We start from the raw sequence: 18949 nt of genomic DNA, 5'->3' as shown, positions 1-18949 counted from the left end.
GCTGGCCTTTTTTGTCGTTATAGGCGTTAGACGCTTACTCGTCGTCTTCAACCAATGTCATCAGTGATGTATTGCCGCCAGAGGCAGTCGTATCAATACTAATCGTTTTCTCAGTCATCAGTCGCTGAATAAGATTATCGTTATACTCTGCAGTGATCACAGGCAAAATTGCGCCTTCACGTGACGACAACATAGCGGTAATACGTGCCGTGCGCTCTGTATTAGAATCAACAACAACGCCAGATAGGTCTTCGTCCATTAATAAGGTATCAAGATGTGCCAGACGTGCGACTTGGAATAAGCCTTTTGGCGCACCTGTGGACTCGAACTTATTCTGAATTTCTACCGCTTCGTCGTAGAAAATTTCAGAGACTACTGACACTACTGGGTTACCAGTAGATAGCGCCGTTACGATAGAAAGCAACCAATATTCAAAGGTTACGTCTTTATCAGCAAAGCACACTAGAATACCGCGCGGCTCAAGATATAACTTGTTCGACTCGCCCGTTGGGCCAGGTAACGTTTGCGGTTTTGCGAGTTTTCGCTCAACGCTGGTAAGCTGTTGACGGGCTGTCGCTAACGTACGATTTAAGTCATCGGCTAACTCATCAACAATGTCTACTTTCGCTATTTTCGCGAGTAGTTGACGGACCATTGATATGCGGTCGTTTAGTGGTGTGTGACGCCACTGTACTTCAACCGCTTTCGCTTTATCCATCATCACGTGAGCGCGTTCTGCAATTTTCTCATCGCCCACCAGTGCTGCATCTGTCGCATCAACATCATCAATATGCGATGGCTTAGGTGTTGCACGTTCTACCATTAGACGAGATAAGTAGTTTGGACCACCCGCTTTAGGACCTGTACCAGACAATCCACGGCCACCAAACGGCTGAACACCGACAATCGCACCAATCATATTACGGTTAATGTAAACGTTACCCGCACGACTCTTTGCGGCTAATTCGTTAGCACGCTCTTCAATTCGCGAGTGGATCCCCATAGTAAGGCCATAGCCAGTACCATTAATTTGCTCTAATACCGAGTCTAAGTCTTTTGACTTAAAGCGCACCATGTGAACGACAGGCCCAAATACCTCTTTTTCAAGCACATTGATGTTTTCAATTTCATAGAGTGTTGGCGTAAAGAAAGTACCGTTATCAAAACCTGCCGGCATTTCATTGCGATAAAGTAACTTACCTTTATCTTCCATATATTTCTGATGATCAGTTAAGCTTTTAAGGGCTTTTTCGTCAATCACTGGACCTACATCGGTAGCAAGCTGTGTAGGGTCGCCTACGGTAAGCTCTTTCATCGCGCCGATAAGCATATCGGTAAGATCGTCTGCGATTTCCTCTTGTACGAAAAGTACACGTAGTGCTGAACAGCGTTGACCCGCACTTTGGAAACCAGAATGAATGACGTCGTCTACCACCTGCTCTGGCAATGCAGTAGAGTCGACAATCATACAGTTTTGACCACCAGTCTCTGCAATAAGAGGCACCTGTTCGCCACCACGCTCAGCAAGCACTTGTGAAATTAGCGTACCCGTTTGGGTCGACCCTGTGAACATTACCGCTTTAATGCGCTCGTCTGGTAGCAAGGTATCGCCGACTGCTTTACCCGGTGACACAATGAGTTTTAACGCATCTTCAGGTAAACCAACCGAATGCATAATATCCACAGCGCGCTTGGCGATAATACTGGTTTGCTCGGCGGGCTTAGCAATAACCGTGTTACCCGTTACCAAGGCCGCTGCAACTTGCCCCAAGAAAATGGCAAGTGGGAAGTTCCAAGGACTAATACACAGCACCACACCACGAGGCAGTAAACGCTGATCTTCTGCCAGTTCTTCGGCGCGAACGGCGTAGTAACGGCAAAAGTCCACAGCTTCGCGCACTTCGTCAATACTGTCTTGTGCTACTTTTCCAGCTTCACGCATACAAATCGCGATAAGCTCCGCCATGTGACGCTCTAATGCATCTGCGGTGCGATTTAAAATCTCAGCACGCTCTTTCACATCGCGTTTCGACCAAGCGTCAAACCCTGTTTGTGCTTCATCTAGTGCCGACAGCATTTGTTCTGATGTGGCGTAGTGATGATAACCCACAATATCTTCGTGATTTGTGGGGCTAAGCACTGGCGTTGCACCTTCAGGCACATCACCCGTAACTTTGTAATAATCCTGCCAACGCTCTAGTTCGTGTTTAAGCGCAGTCACCGCATTGGTATCGGTAAGGTCAAGTCCACGCGAGTTGTCGCGTTCAGGCGCGTACAAACCACGAGGCGTCTTTATCAGCTTGTTATAGCGTACTTTCAAGCGCTGAGTTTTCTCAACAGGATCTTCAAGTAAAGACTCTACCGGCTTTTCGTCATCAACAATGGCATTAACGAACGAAGAGTTTGCACCGTTTTCAAGAAGACGACGCACAAGATAGGCCAGCAAGTCTTCGTGCTCACCCACTGGGGCGTACACGCGACATTGAATTTTGTCTTGCGTAACTACCTGGTCGTATAAGGTATCGCCCATGCCGTGAAGACACTGGAACTCAAAACCTTCTTTATCGTCTCCTGCTAGTTCAACAATCACAGACGCAGTGTAAGCGTTGTGCGTCGCAAACTGCGGATAAATGGTATCGCGATATTCGAGCAAGCGGTTAGCACACGCGTGGTACGACACGTCGGTTGATGACTTGCGTGTAAATACTGGGAATTCTTCCAAGCCAGCTTGCTGGGTAAGTTTAATTTCTGTGTCCCAATAAGCACCTTTTACTAGGCGCACCATTAACGGACGGCCTACTTCCAACGTTAGCTCACGTAGGTGCTCGATAACGTGAATAGCACGTTTTTGATATGCCTGAACCGCAAGACCAAAGCCTTCCCAACCATTGAGATCTTCGTCGCGGAATACGGCTTCGATGATATCGAGTGATAGCTCAAGACGGTCCGCTTCTTCTGCGTCAACTGTTAGGCCGATGTCGTATTCCTTTGCCATCATGCACAGGGCTTTTAGACGCGGAGGAATGTCCGCCATAGCGCGTTCGCGGTGTGAAAACTCAAAACGCGGATGTATGGCCGATAACTTAACCGAGATACCTGGCGAACGCTTTGGACCACGACCATTGGCCGCTTTACCTATCACCTTAATTGCTTTTACATATGCATCATAATAGCGGTCAGCATCACGCATGGTGCGCGCGCCTTCACCAAGCATATCGTAAGAATACACATACCCTTTGGTTTCTTTATCTTTGGCGCGCTCCACCGCATCTTCAATGGTCTCGCCCATAACAAACTGGCGGCCCATGACACGCATTGCGATGTTCATTGCACGGCGAATAACAGGTTCACCTAAACGACCTAAGGTTTTCTTCAATAAACCAAACTGTTCTTTTTTACGCTTGTCGGCATAGTTCACCATGTTGCCGGTGAACAATAAGCCCCATGCAGATGCGTTTACAAACAGCGACTCTGAATTACCAAGGTGTGGCGTCCACTGGCCTTGTGATAATTTGTCGCGAATAAGCTCATCTTGCGTCTCTTTATCAGGTACGCGAAGTAATGCTTCGGCCAAACACATCAATACTACACCTTCGGCGGTAGACAGTGAGTATTCATTTAGCAGCGCATCTACACCACCGTGGCCCTCTTGTTCACGACGAATTTGAAGCACCATTTTACGCGCGCGCTCCCAAGCACGACTTCGCGCTCGAGGATTCACCTCTGCAATAGGAAGAATTTGATCCACCGCGACTGATTCGCTAATGCGATAATAGTCTCTTATGCGCTGGCGTAGGGGTGATGTTGTATGAAGTGTGTCGTTAATGAGCATTGCAACCCTTTCATAGAAATAGCTGTAATAAAAAAGCGTTCCCGCCGTGGTTAGATGCGCCACGGTGTCATGGAAGCGGCTAAAAAACAAGCGAAGTCGAAACTTCGCAATTACGCATCAGTCTTCTTTTTAACTTTATACTTATGGATGAAGATCACGATGACGCCAAATTCGCGCGGATGTTAGCACACAAAAAACTCCTGCCAAGCTCTTACCAGCAAAGTTTTTGCAAACAAGCCAATGTAGGCAGTCCACTCACGTTTACACGATGCCTAAGTGATTTGACGACTGTGAATTTACCCCATAAAAAAGCGGCGACTTACAAGTCCTACTCCATTGTCACCACAGTCACACCAGCCTGATTATGTTCATTCATTGACGCAAGTGCATGTGGTGCCTCTTCAAGCGTTATCGTCGACCCAATTAAATCTTGAGGATTCAACTTTTTAGCCGCAATCATGGCAAACATATCCTCGTAGCGATACGCTTGCATTCCATGACTACCTATCACTTCTAATTCGTGTGCGACCACAGCGTCCATAGGAATGGGAGGCGTAGATTGTTCTGCGAGTAGTAAGCCAACTTGAACGTGTTTACCGCGTTTTCTTAAACTGTTCACTGAATTTACGCAAGTTGTGGGGTTACCCAACGCGTCAATAGAAACATGCGCCCCTCCAAAAGAGAGTGTTTTAACCTTTGCCGCCACATCGCTTTCGTCGAGGGCGTTGATCGCAATATCTGCCCCGAGTTTTTTCGCAAGCGCTAACGCACTTGGAGAGATATCGATAGCAATAACATTTGCCCCTATTGCCGATGCGATCATAATGGCCGATAACCCAACACCGCCGCAACCATGAACCGCTATCCATTGGCCTGCTTGTATTTTCCCCTGATCGACAACCGCTCTAAACGACGTAGCAAAACGGCAGCCAAGACTGGCCGCGGTAACATAGTTTATGCCTTCGGGGATATGCACCAAGTTGACATCACCAAAATCTACTTCCACATATTCTGCAAATGAGCCCCAGTGTGTAAAGCCTGGTTGTGTTTGGTTGCCACACACTTGGTGATTTCCTGACGCACACTCTCCACATCGGCCACACGCACTTATGAACGGGACAGTGACACTATCGCCAACAGCAAAGCGTGTTACGTCCTTGCCTACCGACTCAACAATGCCTGCGAATTCGTGTCCAGGCACATGAGGCAAAGCTATCCCATCATCATGTCCCATCCAACCGTGCCAATCACTTCGACACACTCCCGTTGCCTTCACTTTGATCACTACACCGTGAGACTTAGGCGTTGGTTTAGGTACATTCTGAATTTGAAGTGAACCGCCGAATTCGTTAAATACAACTGCTTTCATCGTGTTAGCCCTCGTCAATGTTTGAGCTATTAATAGTAGTGTGCAGCGAAGAAATTACCTTGCTTTTTTTCTTACCGATACGAACAATATTGAAAGAATCTTTTACTCATGAGATCTATAATAAAAGAATCGCCCAAAAAAGAGATTTTAAGGCATGGATAAGACCGATTTTTCTATATTGTCGTTACTGCAAGATGACGGCAAGCTATCTAACGCGAAGCTCGCTGAAAAGATGAACCTGAGTGAAACACCTTGCTGGCGACGTGTTAAACGCTTGGAAGCAGAGGGTTACATTGAAAGTTATCAAGCGAACTTAAACAAACGCAAACTTGGCTTTGGCGTGTTGGCATTTGTTCAATTGACCTATACCGCACACGACAACAAGACCACTGAAAATTTTGAAGCGCTCATTGCCGAATGTGACAATGTACTTAGCTGTCACAACACCACCGGTAATGCTGACTTTCTTTTACAAGTGGTCGCTAAGGACCTTGATGACTACAGTCAATTTGTAGACCGCGTACTGAGAAAGCTACCCGGTATCTCAGATATTTCTTCAAGTATTTCGCTGCGCGAATTGAAGTCGTCTAGCCGTTTACCACTTAACAAAACAACGAAAACTTAAAATAGCTTTAAACATTTACACAAAATCACACACCAATCGGTGTGGACTAAAAAAAAGCGTCTACACTTAGTAAAAAAATAAAAATTACGATAAGTAGGTGTGTGTTTATGTGGTTACGAAACTTCAGCCTTATCCAACGATTGGGTATTATTATTGCCTTAATAATTCTGTTGTTTGTTGTGCTCACAGGGCTAGTGCTAAACCGGCACTTTGAAGCACTCAAGCAAAAGTCTTACGAAGAAAACCAGCACTTGGTAGAGGTCGTTCATACCATGCTTGGCAGCTTTGCTGCACGCAATGACGTTAGCGAAGAAACAGCCAAACAGCTCGCGCTAGATGCGGTTAGAGCACTACGCTACGATGGTAGCAATTACTTTTGGATCCAAGATCAAACGCCGACCATGGTAATGCACCCCATAAAACCCGCACTCGAGGGCAATGATCTGCGCTCGTTTAAAGATGGTAATGGCAAGGCATTCTTTGTCGACATGGCAAGGCTTGTGAAATCTCAGGGTGATGGCTTTGTTGATTATGTGTGGCCGCTACCTGGCGAGACAGAGCCCACAGATAAAATATCCTATGTTAAAGAGTTTAAGCCATGGGGTTGGACAGTGGGTTCAGGCATTTATCTAACGAACTTGGAAGCAGAATACGCCCACATGCGCAACGTAATGATTGGTTTTTGCGTTGTGAGTGTTGTGTTAGTGGTGTTACTTATCTACGTGATTGGCGGAAGCATTGTTAAGCCTGTTCAGGAAGTAACAGAGCGCATGAAAGATATCTCGCAAGGCGAAGGCGATCTCACCCGCTCACTGCCTGAAAAAGGACAAGACGAAGTCACTCGGCTGGCACGGTACTTTAATCAATACACTGAAAAAATGCGACAGTCACTGCTGGGTATTAGAGAGAATATCAACTCGCTTACCCAACAGGCAGAACTAGTTGAGAACTCGAGTAAAAATAGTAATCAGCAAGCGCACGACCAGAATGAAAACATGCTTCAAGTCGCCGCCGCGATGGAACAAATGACGTCGCAAATTAATGAAGTGAGCAACAATGCAGATTCTGCTGAAAAAAGTACCAGCAGCGCACGCAGTAATGTACAGCATGGTGCTACGGTGGTTGATAATACCGTTAAAGACATTCGCTCTCTTACATCAGATATTGAAAGTGTAAGCAGCGTGGTAACTGAACTTGCAGCGCAGACTGATAGCATTGGCGCAGTACTGGATGTCATTCGAGGTATTGCCGAACAAACTAACTTGCTTGCGTTAAATGCGGCAATAGAGGCCGCCCGAGCAGGTGAACAAGGTCGCGGCTTTGCCGTTGTTGCTGACGAAGTGCGTACCCTTGCCAGTCGCACCGGTCAAAGCACTGATGAAATTCAAGCGATGATTGAGAAATTACAAAGCAATGCAAAAGCTGCGGTCGATGCCGTGAAAGTAAGCCAATCTGCATCTACGAAAACCGTTGATAACGCTATTCAGGCCAATCAGAACTTACAAGAAGCAGACAGGCTGATGACGGAAATTGCCGATATGAGCAGTGAAATTGCGCGTGCAACTGAACAACAAGCAGAAGCTGCTAATGAAGCGAACGTGCGAATTAATGCGCTTTCTGGCGCGGCTGATAATAGCTTACGCACTGCAGATGAACTGGCCTCAGCAAGCCAAGCACTTCGCGCGAGCTGTTTGGCCATTATGGATATTGCGAATCGCTTCAAATTGTAGACGCCAGTAATGCAGGTGCACTGAATATATAACCAAGGGCACGTTCTCCACGTGCCCTTTTTTATAAGGCATTGGTTTTTTTATTTGTATGGCAAACTATGGAAGATTATGAGCCAGTGCATTACACTGAATTTTCGAGAGAAAGTGTTCCAAGCTTACGCGTAATTTCAATCTAATTATGCCCATGAGGGTTAGCGAAAAAGCGTAATTGGCGTCACCAAACACATATCAAATCAAGGAGTGGGAAATGAGTAGTGAAAGCAAGGGCAAACCTATATTACTGTGGGTTGTTGGATTTTTTGTTCTATTGTTTTTGGTGTACTTCCTTTTTGCTAACACCATTATCAAATCAATTCTTGAGTCTAAGCTTGGTGAGTCATACGGCGCGGAAGTTAACATTGATGAGTTTGATCACTCGTTATTCCCTACTACCGTTACGCTAAAAGGCATTGCGTTAACGAACCCGACTAAGCCCTCACACAACCAAGTTTTCGTTGGGCACGCAAATGCAGATGTAGAGTTGGCTCCCCTTCTAGATGATCGAGTCATTGTAAATAACTTAAACCTACTGAAAGTACAATTTGATACTGAACGTTCTGCGCCCGGTGAAGTGTATCGCGTACCAGAGCGTTCATTGTCTTTCGATGAAATCAAGGCAAAAGCTAAAGAAGCGGTACCTACTGTTGATGAGCTACTTGCCCGTAACCCACTTAAAACCACGGCAGCCGTCGAGCAAGCGAAAGAGGCTTATCAGAGTTATGGGGTAGACTTGAAATCTGATTATGAAAATCTGCCAGATAAATCGCGTATCGATTACTATAAAACGCAAGTGGCGCAGCTAAAAGAGACAAATTACAAAGACCCTCAAGCGCTTGTTCAAGCAAAGTCTGCGTTTGATAAACTCAAAGAAGAGATGCAAGCAGACAGAGCGCTTATTAGTCGCTTCACAGAAAAAGCTTCTGACGCCAAAGTGGCATTAAGTAACAGTGTAGAAGCGCTAAAAAATGCCCCCCAAGAAGACTACGCGTTGCTAAAAGGCGTAATTGCAGGGGATGAGGCCGCCCTTTCTCAAGTTACTTATTTCGTTTTTGGTGACAAAGCGGCCGAATACACTGAATACCTAATGGCTGCGATGCAAATTGTCATGCCCCTCATTCAAGGTGAGGAAAAAAGCGAAGCACCAGCAGACATACCTTCTATATTGGTTAAAGAAGCCAACGTCTCTGTACTTTGGCAAGATGAGGCGATTACCAGTAAATGGAACAACATTACTAATGTGCACGAAGTATTTGGTAACCCAACTACTTTTACCATTGAAGCGGCGGGTGACTTACTGAAGTCATTTACCTCTAGCGGCGAATTTTGGATAGATGGTAACGGCGTTGACGCCAGCCAGGTTTGGGAACTAGCAGGTGTTAACATGTCTGAGGTTTCCTTCAGCCAAAATGAAACCTTGAACGCCGTATTAAAGTCGGCCTTAATGAAGACCAATGGTTCGATGGAAGTCACCGATAACATGCTGTCAGGCACGGGGGAAGTTGACCTGCAGCAACTGGTTATGGAGGCCACTGGTACGAGTGATGTCACCAGCGCTATTGCCAAGGCGCTTCAAGGCCTAAGTAGCTTAAACATGACAATGCTGCTAGACGGTACACTTTCAAACCCAGGCTTCAACATTAAGTCAGATTTAGACAATAAATTAGCGCAAGCTGCGCTATCGCAGTTAACCGATAGTCAAAAAGATAAATTGGATGAGCTGAACACTAAACTCAACGCCATGGTGAGCAACCAGCAAACGGTGCTATCCGGCGAGCTTGTTGATGTGAGCAGCATGTTAAGCGCGGCGCAAGGTGACAGCGCAGCATTACAGGAGCTTTTACAAGCACAACTGGATAACGTGGTTGAACAACAGAAAAACAAACTGCTAGATAAACTTAAGGGCAAATTTGGCCAAGGTGACTAATACGCCTTTGACTCAGCGCGCGTTCGCGGCATAATGTGACACAGAGCAGAGGCAATAATGCCTCTGTGTTTTTATGCTCAACCAATATTCAGGTGGATTTGTGTTGCAAGGTAAATGGCTTCCTATTGTATTGTTAGTGCTGTTGTCACTTTTGCAATATCGCCTATGGTTTGGCAAAAACAGTATTCCCGATTACTTCAATCGCAAGCAAGAAGTTCACACACAAGCACTTCAAAATGCCAACCTCGCGCAGCGCAACGCCCTCTTAAAAGCCGATATCAGCGATTTAAAAATTGGGCTAGAAGCTATTGAAGAACGGGCGAGAAATGAGCTTGGGCTCATCAAAAAAGGTGAAACTTTTTACCGCATTTTACCAGCAGAATCGAAGTGAATAACATGACTATCCCTCGCGTTGTTGCGGTCATTCCCGCCGCAGGCGTTGGCAGCAGAATGCAAGCCGATCGCCCCAAACAGTATCTCATGCTGGGAAGTAAAACCATTCTGGAACACACCATTGACGCCCTTGTTAACCATCCTAAGATAGACGACGTTGTGGTTGCGATTAGTGCAGGCGACGCGTATTTCGCCGAATTGGAACTTAACGGTAAAGCAATTCGTGTGGTTGAAGGTGGCAAAGAACGCGCTGACAGTGTGCTTAACGGTATCGCCACATTAGCACCAACAGACTGGGCATTAGTTCATGACGCAGCTCGCCCTTGTGTTGATGAAGAGGATATATCCTCGCTACTTAATGTGATGAATGACAACTCGGTAGCGGGCGGCATATTGGCCACGCCAGTGCGCGATACAATGAAGCGAGCAACAGCATCGCCTAACACCTTGGCAACCATAAGAACAATTTCACATACAGAAGAGCGTACCGATTTGTGGCACGCTCTTACGCCACAGCTGTTTCCTGCGGGATTATTAAAGCACGCTCTTGAAACGGGTCTCGCCGCTGGTGCGAATATTACTGATGAAGCGTCGGCGATGGAGCTGGCGGGTCACAAAGTTGCCATGATTAACGGTAGCCCTGCGAATATAAAAATTACTCATCCTGCAGATTTACCCTTGGCAGAATTTTATTTACAACAAAAGTTACGCGAGCGCTAACGCGCCACGATAAAAAAGGCACAACCATAATGCGAATAGGACATGGATTCGACGTACATAAATTTGGTGGCAACGGCCCCATTACCATTGGTGGTGTAAAGATTGATTATGAGCAAGGCTTAGTTGCTCATTCTGACGGCGACGTATTGCTGCACGCACTTTGTGATGCACTGTTAGGTGCCGCGGCCCTAGGCGATATTGGCAAACATTTTCCTGATACTGATGATGCCTATGCAGGTGCTGATAGTCGAGTGTTACTAAGGCATGTTGTATCGGTAGTGAACGATAAAGGCTACAAACTGGGTAATGCGGACATGACAATTGTTGCCCAAGCGCCAAAGATGGCTCCCCATATCAGTGCCATGCGCGAAATAATAGCTAAAGACTGTGGTGTTGATATTGATGCTATTAACGTAAAAGCCACTACTACAGAAAAACTGGGATACACAGGGCGCAAAGAAGGCATTGCTGCGCACGCTGTGGCGCTACTGGAAAAATTATGAAGCCGTTACACACCGATCACTGGCATTACTATTTCGACAAACCTGTATCGACAGGTATTTTCAAGTTTCAAGCCGACGACTTCCAAGTTGTAGAAGACCTTGGGTATGAGCCCTGTGGCGAAGGCGAACACCAGTTCGTTTTTGTTGAAAAAACAAATACAAACACCGCATTTGTGGCCGAACAGCTGGCTCGCTTCGTGAAGCTTCCACTACGTCAAATTACCTATGCAGGACGAAAAGACAAATATGCCGTCACACAACAGTGGTTCGGTATTCATGCACCTGGCAAGCCTGACTTTGATTTCAGTACATTTGAGCTTGAAGGAGTACGCGTACTTAAGCAGGTTCGTCACAATAAGAAATTGCGCACTGGGCAACTAAAAGGTAATCACTTCACGATTACCCTACGACAAGTTATGCATCCAGAAGCCATTGAAGAACGCTTGCAAGAGATAGCAAAGCATGGCGTACCCAATTATTACGGTGAGCAGCGCTTTGGTGTTATGCGTTTAAACGAAATGGGTGAGGTGCAACGAGGCGGTAACCTCGTTATGGCTGAGCGTATGGTAAACGGTGAAGCTATTAGACACAGAAACAAGCGCTCGATGGCACTATCAGCATTGCGTAGCTGGCTATTTAATGAAATGCTCTCTACACGGCTTGAAACTGAACAATTCGACACCGTCATTGATGGTGACGCGCTAGTGTTATCAGGCTCAAATAGCTTTTTTATGTACGATAAAGCGAGTGCTGATGAGCGCCATTTACGCGCTCAAGAGCGCTATGCTGAGAAGGATGTTTGTCCTTCAGCACCACTGTGGGGAACGGGAGAACTTGCTACAAAAAATCAGGCATTGGCTTTAGAGCAAAGCGTCGCGTCTGATCATAGTGAAGTCATCGATTTTCTGAGTCAATGCGGCTTCGAGCAAGAGCGCCGAGCAATTAAAATATGGCCTTCTCAGCTACAGTGGCAAAGTAAAGGTGATACCTTTACCGTCTCATTTTCACTGCCAAGTGGCTGTTTTGCTACATCGGTACTGCGTGAATGTGTTGAGACCTTGTCGCCAATAAATCGCGTGTAATTTGCGTTGCCTAGTTGGCTTAGCTGGCCTAATGGGGGTTAGTGATACTAGCCCTTATACTGCCTTTCATGCTATTGCTAATGGGTATTGTGCTGTTGAACAATTCGCACAGAGATGACGGCATGTTAAAGTTTAGATACTATGAAAGCGTGGCTCGCCACATAATTGACTAGCGAAGCTGGAAATAAGAATAAAGGAAAGTACGCAACATCATGAGAGCTTCTAGAAAAGGAGACGCGTTAGCAGAACTGCTTTACAACGAAGGAATACGTTCACAGGCAGTATTAAACGCCATTGCGGGTACACCGCGAGAGGGCTTTTTGCCCGATGCGCTAAAGCACAAAGCCTATCAGAATACCGCCTTACCCATTGGACAAGGCCAGACTATCTCGCAACCTTATATCGTTGCCAAAATGACAGAGCTGCTTCTTGATAGCCCTAATAAACCCGAGAAAGTACTAGAGATTGGTACAGGATCGGGTTATCAAACGGCTATATTGGCGCAACTATTTTCGAAAGTATTTAGTGTTGAGCGTATAAAATCATTGCAGTTTCAAGCTAAGCGCCGTATGAATCAGCTTGATCTTCATAATATTGCAATGAAACACGGTGATGGTTGGAAAGGTTGGTCGTCTAAAGGGCCATACGACGCCATTATCGTCACCGCTGCTGCGGCAAGCCTTCCACAAGATTTATGTGACCAACTTAAAGAAGGCGGAAGATTAATTATTCCCGTAGGTAACGAACAACAGTCGTTACTGTGTATTGATAGGATTGAGGGTGAACTAAAAACCACGACGATAGAGTCTGTCAGGTTTGTTCCCCTTGTTGCAGGAGAGCTAATGTGAAGCTTTTTGAGCCATGCTATGACATGGCATTGCGCTGGGCGAGACATCGTCACGCGACCAAATATTTAGGTGGGTTAAGCTTCTCAGAGTCTGTGTTTTTTCCTATTCCACCGGATGTCATGCTAGCGCCAATGGCATTATCTCAGCCGCATAGAGCTTGGCAGTTTGCCCTTATCACAACTATCGCCTCTATCTTAGGCGGTATTGCAGGCTACTGGCTAGGTTACTTTGCATTTGATGCATGGCTTTCGCCACTTATTGACAGCTGGGGCTACACACACAAAATAGAAACCACCATGGCGTGGTTTGAAGAATATGGCATTTGGGTTGTCTTTCTTGCTGGCTTTTCACCTATTCCCTATAAAATATTTACGGTTAGCGCCGGTTTTTTGCAGATGGCATTTTTGCCCTTTGTTATCGCGTCTGCTATTGGACGAGGCGCACGCTTCTTCCTAGTTGCAGCATTAATGCGTTGGGGCGGTGCGGCAATGGAGCAAAAACTTCGTCAATACGTCGAAATTCTTGGATGGGGCGTTGTACTTCTTGCCATTGCGGCATACATAATCCTGCGATGATATGTCAACGTCGCCACGTTCAATAGCGTTACTTGGACTCGTTTTCGTCTTCTTGCACGGCTGTGCAGGACGAAGTGCCCCTGCTCCCGTGGTACTGCTTAATAGCCAGGTTGCAGATGGTAGCGAAGAATTTACCCAAGATACCTATAAAGTACAGCGTGGTGACACTCTTTTTGCCGTAGCATGGTATACCGGAAATGACTACCGGGATCTGGCAAAATACAACGACTTATCAGCGCCTTATGTGATCTATCCGGGTCAGACTTTGCGGATCTCACCACCGCCTCGAATCGCTAGAACCCCCGTAAAACCTGAGATCAAGACTAAGCAGTCAACAGATCCGACCTCACCCCCTATAGACAAAAGTTTGGTTGACCGCAAAAAAACACAGGCGTATCGTGAAAGTGAAAAAGTTGTTAACCCACAAAATGTTACCACTGTCAAGAAGCCGACTCCGAGCGTCAAAAATAAAACGCCGACTAGCTTCCCAAGTAAAGTTAACAAGTGGGTGTGGCCTGCACAAGGTAAGCTAGTAGAGACCTTCAGTAAAGCAGAGTCTGGCAACAAAGGAATTGATATCGCTGGGGCAAGAGGCAGTAATGTGGTTGCCGCAGCAGATGGGAAAGTTGTTTACTCGGGGAGCGCACTTCGAGGTTACGGTAACTTAGTAATTATAAAACACACCGATACCTTCTTAAGTGCTTATGCCTACAACGACACTATACTTGTTAAAGAACGACAGTGGGTGTCAGCAGGCCAAACAATTGCCACCATGGGTAACAGCGGCACGAGTTCGGTTAAGCTTCATTTTGAAGTGAGGTATCGAGGGAAATCGTTAGACCCGATGAAATACCTGCCACCACGATAATAATAACAATAAATAATAATAAGAACGCGGAAAGGAGATACGTCATAAGGTAAACCTTGTAGCAGGAGATTCACGATGGGTAAGTCAACGAAAGCCTTAGAATCAACACCTCAAGATGATGTAGAAGTCATCGATATGCCAGCTGATATGAAAGCCGGCGAAACCTTAGAAAACGACGCTGAACTGGAAAGCGATGATGCTATTTTCAGTCAGGATGACCAACCTAAAAATTTGGATGCAACACAGCTTTATCTTGGTGAGATTGGCTTTTCGCCGCTACTTACCGCAGAAGAAGAAGTTTATTTTGCACGCCGCTCACTGAAAGGCTGTGAAGCCTCGCGCAAACGCATGATAGTAAGTAACCTTCGCCTAGTAGTGAAGATTGCTCGCCGATACAACAACCGTGGTCTAGCACTGCTTGATCTTATTGAAGAAGGCAACTTGGGCTTGATCCGGGCGGTAGAAAAATTTGATCCCGAAAGAGGTTTCAGATTTTCAACCTACGCCACTTGGTGGATTCGTCAAACTATTGAACGTGCGATCATGAATCAAACGCGTACTATTCGTTTGCCTATCCATGTAGTAAAAGAGCTAAATGTTTATTTACGTGCATCTCGTGAACTTTCACAAAAGCTAGATCATGAGCCTACCGCAGAAGAAATTGCAATGGCACTTGATAAGCCTGTAGAAGATGTCACTAAAATGCTGCGTTTAAATGAACGAATCACCTCGGTTGATACACCCATTGGTGGTGAAAACGATAAAGCGCTGCTTGATATTATTGCTGATGAAAAAGAGTTTAGCCCTGAAGAGAGCCTGCAAGACTCTGACATCAAAACTAACATCATTACTTGGTTGGAAGAACTTAACCCGAAACAGCGCGAAGTGTTAGCACGTCGCTTCGGTTTAATGGGTTATGAGCCTTCTACGCTTGAAGATGTAGGTGCAGAAATTGGACTGACACGCGAAAGAGTTCGTCAAATTCAAGTTGAGGCACTGCGTCGCTTACGCGATATGCTTGGCCACCAAGGTTTGTCGCTAGAGAGCTTATTTGATCAAATGAAGTAGAACTAGCTCGCCAACTGAACGCAAAAAGCCAGCAACTACGCTGGCTTTTTTGTCAGATGATCATGCAATTAACGTTTAAGATAAATTATGCTCGCGCTAGTGTGACAAACGTGTACCCATGAGGGTTCTTATCGTCTGCTTCAAATGATGCCCGCTCTACTTCATGCCACGTTGCTGCCGCCTCATAGTCAGGAAACTGAGTGTCACCTTCTACCTCAAGATCGATGTGGGTAAGATACAGCGTATCAGCATCGTTTAAAAATGACTGATAGATAGTGCCACCACCAATAATCATGATCTCTTCGGCGTTTTGTGTCAGTGCTTTGGCGACTTCGATTGCCGACTCTGGCGAATCGACCACTGTGGCATCAGACAAACTATATTCTTTGTTACTGGTTATCACAATGTTAGGGCGCCCGGGTAAAGCTCTACCAATAGATTCATAGGTTTTACGCCCCATGATAACGGCTTTTCCCATGGTCACTGATTTAAAATGCTTTAGGTCTGCAGGTAAATGCCATGGCATATCGTTATCAGCACCAATAATGCGATTCTTAGCCATTGCGGCTATCATTGCTAACTTCATCTACTTATTACCTCACGTTTACTGGCGTTTATCATACAGGATGTACTGTATCGTTGGGCTGATTTATTACCATGGCCCCCCTATAGAAACAAAAAAAGCACGGCTGAACCGTGCTTTTTAAGCGAGTTTATTCGTTGATGCTTATGTCGCTCAGCGATTGTTTCTCAACGACTGTTTCTCAGCGATTGTTTCTCAACGACTGTTTCTCAGCGACGATACTCAACTTCTACGTCGTAATCGTCTTCGTCCCAATCGTCGTCATCAAGATCGTCATCTTCGAATTCATCATGGGCTTCGAGCGTGTTCTTGTGGTACGTATCCCACTTGAATTCCACTTCTTTCTTCTCTTCTTCCACTTCCAGTTCTGCTGGGAGTGTTTCGATGAAGTCCATGATGTCATGGCATAGCGGGTCAAGGTTCATCTTTTGGAACGCAGAGATTTGGTAAACTGGACCTTCCCAACCAAGTGCATCAATAACCGCTTGGCAACGTTCCTCTGCTTCTTCTTCAAGCAGCAAATCTACTTTATTGAACACCAACCAACGTGGCTTCTCTGCAAGTTTTGGACTGTACTTTTCAAGCTCTTCAATAATGGCTTTCGCATTTTCAGCAGGATCAGTTTCATCTACAGGGAAGATGTCTACAACATGTAGCAAAATACGACAGCGCTCTAAGTGTTTCAAGAAGCGAATACCCAAACCGGCACCGTCAGCAGCACCTTCGATAAGACCAGGAATATCAGCGACAACAAAGCTTCGTTGCGAATCTTGACGCACTACACCTAGGTTAGGTACAAGCGTGGTAAACGGATAGTCAGCCACTTTAGGCTTAGCTGCCGATACAGAGCGAATAAACGTTGATTTACCCGCGTTAGGCATACCAAGTAAGCCAACATCGGCTAGCAGCATAAGCTCTAGCTTAAGATTGCGAATTTCACCCGGTGTACCGTTGGTCTTTTGACGTGGGGCACGGTTAGTACTGCTTTTAAAACGTGCGTTACCCAAACCGTGAAAACCACCTTGTGCCACTTTAAGTTTTTGGCCATGGCGCGTTAAGTCGCCTAACACTTCACCAGTATCGCTGTCTGTAGCACGCGTACCCACAGGCACCATAACGGTAAGATCTTTACCTTTCTTACCAATACAGTTTCCGCCTTGACCATTTTGACCGCGCTCTGCACGATGAAAACGTTCGAAGCGATAATCGATCAATGTATTCAGGTTTTCATCGGCTTGTAGAAATACACTGCCGCCGTCACCACCGTCGCCACCATCCGGGCCACCTTTAGGTACGTATTTTTCCCTTCTAAAGCCAATGGTACCGTTGCCGCCGTCACCGGCTTCAACGCGAATTTCAGCTTCATCTACAAATTTCATTTATCACTCCGGGCTGTAATGCCGTGGGTTATTAACTTATTAATGCGAATACTAAGTTTACACCAAATTGACCATCGGCGCTTTTTAGTCTGCTCTGCATTGAAAATAATTAAGAAGTAAAACCTTGTCTAACGCTCACTCATCAAGGAATTTAAACGCTATGTATAAGAACAGAAAAACAAAGAAAGGTTTCACAAAACAAAAAACCCCGCTAGCGCGGGGTTTTTCTAAGCCTGTTCGGCGAGAAGCTTTCGCGCTTACTCAGCTACGATGCTTACAAATTTACGGTTCTTCGGTCCTTTAACGTCGAACTGAACTTTACCGTCTTTTAGTGCAAACAACGTGTGGTCTTTACCGATACCCATGTTGTCACCAGCGTGGAAACGAGTACCACGTTGACGAACAATGATGTTACCAGCAAGAACAGATTCACCACCAAAGCGCTTAACACCTAGGCGTTTACTTTCTGAATCACGACCGTTTTTGGTACTACCACCAGCTTTTTTGTGTGCCATGTGTTCGTGCTCCTATTATGCGTTGATACCAGTGATTTTCACTTCTGTGAACCACTGACGGTGACCCGCTTGCTTACGAGAGTGCTTACGACGACGGAACTTAACGATTTTTACTTTATCGCCACGACCGTGTGTAACAACCTCAGCAGTCACCTTACCACCAGCAACGATTGGTGTGCCGATTTTTACGTCGTCACCGTTGCTTACCATTAAAACTTTGTCAAATTCAACCGTTTCGCCTGGGGCTACTTCGATTTTTTCAAGACGAACGGTTTGGCCTTCGGCCACACGGTGTTGTTTACCGCCACTTTGGAAAACCGCGTACATAGTTAACTCCGCTCTGCGTCCACTGACGCTTCAATTCAAAAAACAGGGCGCGAATTGTACGTGAAACATCCGTAAATCACAAGCCCGATTCGCAGAAAAAATGATTATTTTTCCAACATGGGTGGAATTATGCCTGAATTGCCCATTTGATGCAGCTTTAAAAGCAATAAATAGAGAAAAAATTTGAAGAAAATAGCGTTTTTCACTGTTTCACAATTGTTCATTAACAGATAAAAAGCTGCGTTGTGACGCGATCACTTTTGCGGATCCCGCCGTTTTTCGATTGATAATGATCACTTTCGGATCGCACTAGCTTAATATGGACATGCATAGCGATCCGAGCTTGGATCACACATCAGATCGCCATTAATCACTATTTCATTTGTCACTACATTAGCGTTTAAGCAGCGTTTATATACAACATTGATAAACTTTTTTCGGTGTCAGAAATACACGATTAAAACCTATTAATTAACAGCAGCTTGTTACCAAGTAGTTTAAATAATTGTGACAAATACCAATCTTAAGTGAAAAATCACGATGCATACCTATAATTACATTATTCAATA

At 45.6% G+C, this 18949-nt stretch carries 17 protein-coding genes; 11 read left to right on the top strand and 6 right to left on the bottom strand.

The features are described 5' to 3' along the window. Nucleotides 1-34: 34 nt before the first annotated feature. Together putA and JN178_RS02655 are read right to left on the bottom strand one after the other, a co-directional pair. Nucleotides 35-3832 (bottom strand): bifunctional proline dehydrogenase/L-glutamate gamma-semialdehyde dehydrogenase PutA, encoded by a 3798-nt coding sequence (gene putA / locus JN178_RS02660; RefSeq protein WP_202263430.1) that lies wholly within the window; start codon nt 3830-3832, stop codon nt 35-37. 328 nt (nt 3833-4160) lie between these two features. Then, nucleotides 4161-5201, bottom strand: coding sequence for a zinc-dependent alcohol dehydrogenase family protein (locus tag JN178_RS02655; RefSeq protein ID WP_202263429.1), 1041 nt, complete (start codon nt 5199-5201; stop codon nt 4161-4163). 154 nt (nt 5202-5355) lie between these two features. Between JN178_RS02655 and JN178_RS02650 the strand changes: the two genes are divergently transcribed. From JN178_RS02650 to rpoS, 11 genes are all read left to right on the top strand, one after another. Beyond that, nucleotides 5356-5826 (top strand): Lrp/AsnC family transcriptional regulator, encoded by a 471-nt coding sequence (locus JN178_RS02650; protein WP_202263428.1) that lies wholly within the window; start codon nt 5356-5358, stop codon nt 5824-5826. 107 nt (nt 5827-5933) lie between these two features. Continuing rightward, a complete protein-coding gene (locus JN178_RS02645) occupies nt 5934-7556 on the top strand; it encodes a methyl-accepting chemotaxis protein (protein ID WP_202263427.1) in 1623 nt (540 codons plus the stop codon). Between the two features lie 247 nt (nt 7557-7803). Further along, nucleotides 7804-9519, top strand: a complete 1716-nt coding sequence (locus JN178_RS02640; RefSeq protein ID WP_202263426.1) for a TIGR03545 family protein — start codon at nt 7804-7806, stop codon at nt 9517-9519. Between the two features lie 100 nt (nt 9520-9619). Further along, a complete protein-coding gene (ftsB, locus tag JN178_RS02635) occupies nt 9620-9910 on the top strand; it encodes a cell division protein FtsB (protein WP_159624193.1) in 291 nt (96 codons plus the stop codon). A 5-nt stretch (nt 9911-9915) separates the two neighbouring features. Then, a complete protein-coding gene (ispD, locus tag JN178_RS02630) occupies nt 9916-10632 on the top strand; it encodes a 2-C-methyl-D-erythritol 4-phosphate cytidylyltransferase (RefSeq protein ID WP_202263425.1) in 717 nt (238 codons plus the stop codon). A gap of 29 nt (nt 10633-10661) precedes the next feature. Next, nucleotides 10662-11135 (top strand): 2-C-methyl-D-erythritol 2,4-cyclodiphosphate synthase, encoded by a 474-nt coding sequence (gene ispF / locus JN178_RS02625; RefSeq protein ID WP_159624197.1) that lies wholly within the window; start codon nt 10662-10664, stop codon nt 11133-11135. Next, nucleotides 11132-12217 carry a tRNA pseudouridine(13) synthase TruD gene (gene truD / locus JN178_RS02620; protein ID WP_202263424.1) on the top strand — a complete coding sequence of 362 codons (1086 nt, stop codon included), beginning with the start codon at nt 11132-11134 and terminating at the stop codon, nt 12215-12217. Before ispF ends, truD begins: the two co-directional genes overlap by 4 nt. 212 nt (nt 12218-12429) lie before the next feature. Then, nucleotides 12430-13065, top strand: a complete 636-nt coding sequence (locus JN178_RS02615) for a protein-L-isoaspartate(D-aspartate) O-methyltransferase (protein WP_159624201.1) — start codon at nt 12430-12432, stop codon at nt 13063-13065. Further along, complete coding sequence (locus JN178_RS02610; protein ID WP_159624203.1) at nt 13062-13640, top strand: YqaA family protein; 579 nt, start codon at nt 13062-13064, stop codon at nt 13638-13640. Before JN178_RS02615 ends, JN178_RS02610 begins: the two co-directional genes overlap by 4 nt. A 1-nt stretch (nt 13641) precedes the next feature. After that, the gene (locus JN178_RS02605; protein ID WP_202263423.1) at nt 13642-14508 is read left to right on the top strand and encodes a peptidoglycan DD-metalloendopeptidase family protein; all 867 of its coding nucleotides are present in this window, start codon (nt 13642-13644) and stop codon (nt 14506-14508) included. Nucleotides 14509-14583: 75 nt separating this feature from the next. Next, nucleotides 14584-15576, top strand: coding sequence for an RNA polymerase sigma factor RpoS (gene rpoS / locus JN178_RS02600; RefSeq protein WP_202263422.1), 993 nt, complete (start codon nt 14584-14586; stop codon nt 15574-15576). Between the two features lie 85 nt (nt 15577-15661). On the opposite strand, the gene folA is transcribed toward rpoS, so the two are convergent. From folA to rplU, 4 genes are all read right to left on the bottom strand, one after another. Further along, entirely contained in the window at nt 15662-16150 is a 489-nt protein-coding gene (gene folA / locus JN178_RS02595; protein ID WP_202265860.1) for a type 3 dihydrofolate reductase, read from the bottom strand. Nucleotides 16151-16368: 218 nt separating this feature from the next. Continuing rightward, nucleotides 16369-17538 (bottom strand): Obg family GTPase CgtA, encoded by a 1170-nt coding sequence (cgtA, locus tag JN178_RS02590; RefSeq protein ID WP_159624208.1) that lies wholly within the window; start codon nt 17536-17538, stop codon nt 16369-16371. Nucleotides 17539-17795: 257 nt separating this feature from the next. After that, complete coding sequence (rpmA, locus tag JN178_RS02585) at nt 17796-18053, bottom strand: 50S ribosomal protein L27 (protein WP_012517170.1); 258 nt, start codon at nt 18051-18053, stop codon at nt 17796-17798. Nucleotides 18054-18068: 15 nt separating this feature from the next. Next, entirely contained in the window at nt 18069-18380 is a 312-nt protein-coding gene (gene rplU / locus JN178_RS02580) for a 50S ribosomal protein L21 (RefSeq protein ID WP_012517169.1), read from the bottom strand. Nucleotides 18381-18949 lie beyond the last annotated feature (569 nt).

Source organism: Alteromonas sp. KC3, assembly GCF_016756315.1.
GTDB lineage: Bacteria > Pseudomonadota > Gammaproteobacteria > Enterobacterales > Alteromonadaceae > Alteromonas.
Note: the sequence above shows the minus strand (reverse complement) of the source record. Positions and strands in the feature narration are given on the sequence as shown.

Bases quoted from the DNA above. Each gene is read 5' to 3' on its own strand.
- putA (WP_202263430.1), bottom strand. From the start codon at position 3,832: ATGCTCATTAACGACACACTTCATACAACATCACCCCTACGCCAGCGC.
- JN178_RS02655 (WP_202263429.1), bottom strand. From the start codon at position 5,201: ATGAAAGCAGTTGTATTTAACGAATTCGGCGGTTCACTTCAAATTCAG.
- JN178_RS02650 (WP_202263428.1), top strand. From the start codon at position 5,356: ATGGATAAGACCGATTTTTCTATATTGTCGTTACTGCAAGATGACGGC.
- JN178_RS02645 (WP_202263427.1), top strand. From the start codon at position 5,934: ATGTGGTTACGAAACTTCAGCCTTATCCAACGATTGGGTATTATTATT.
- JN178_RS02640 (WP_202263426.1), top strand. From the start codon at position 7,804: ATGAGTAGTGAAAGCAAGGGCAAACCTATATTACTGTGGGTTGTTGGA.
- ispD (WP_202263425.1), top strand. From the start codon at position 9,916: ATGACTATCCCTCGCGTTGTTGCGGTCATTCCCGCCGCAGGCGTTGGC.
- ispF (WP_159624197.1), top strand. From the start codon at position 10,662: ATGCGAATAGGACATGGATTCGACGTACATAAATTTGGTGGCAACGGC.
- truD (WP_202263424.1), top strand. From the start codon at position 11,132: ATGAAGCCGTTACACACCGATCACTGGCATTACTATTTCGACAAACCT.
- JN178_RS02615 (WP_159624201.1), top strand. From the start codon at position 12,430: ATGAGAGCTTCTAGAAAAGGAGACGCGTTAGCAGAACTGCTTTACAAC.
- JN178_RS02605 (WP_202263423.1), top strand. From the start codon at position 13,642: ATGTCAACGTCGCCACGTTCAATAGCGTTACTTGGACTCGTTTTCGTC.
- rpoS (WP_202263422.1), top strand. From the start codon at position 14,584: ATGGGTAAGTCAACGAAAGCCTTAGAATCAACACCTCAAGATGATGTA.
- folA (WP_202265860.1), bottom strand. From the start codon at position 16,150: ATGATAGCCGCAATGGCTAAGAATCGCATTATTGGTGCTGATAACGAT.
- cgtA (WP_159624208.1), bottom strand. From the start codon at position 17,538: ATGAAATTTGTAGATGAAGCTGAAATTCGCGTTGAAGCCGGTGACGGC.
- rpmA (WP_012517170.1), bottom strand. From the start codon at position 18,053: ATGGCACACAAAAAAGCTGGTGGTAGTACCAAAAACGGTCGTGATTCA.
- rplU (WP_012517169.1), bottom strand. From the start codon at position 18,380: ATGTACGCGGTTTTCCAAAGTGGCGGTAAACAACACCGTGTGGCCGAA.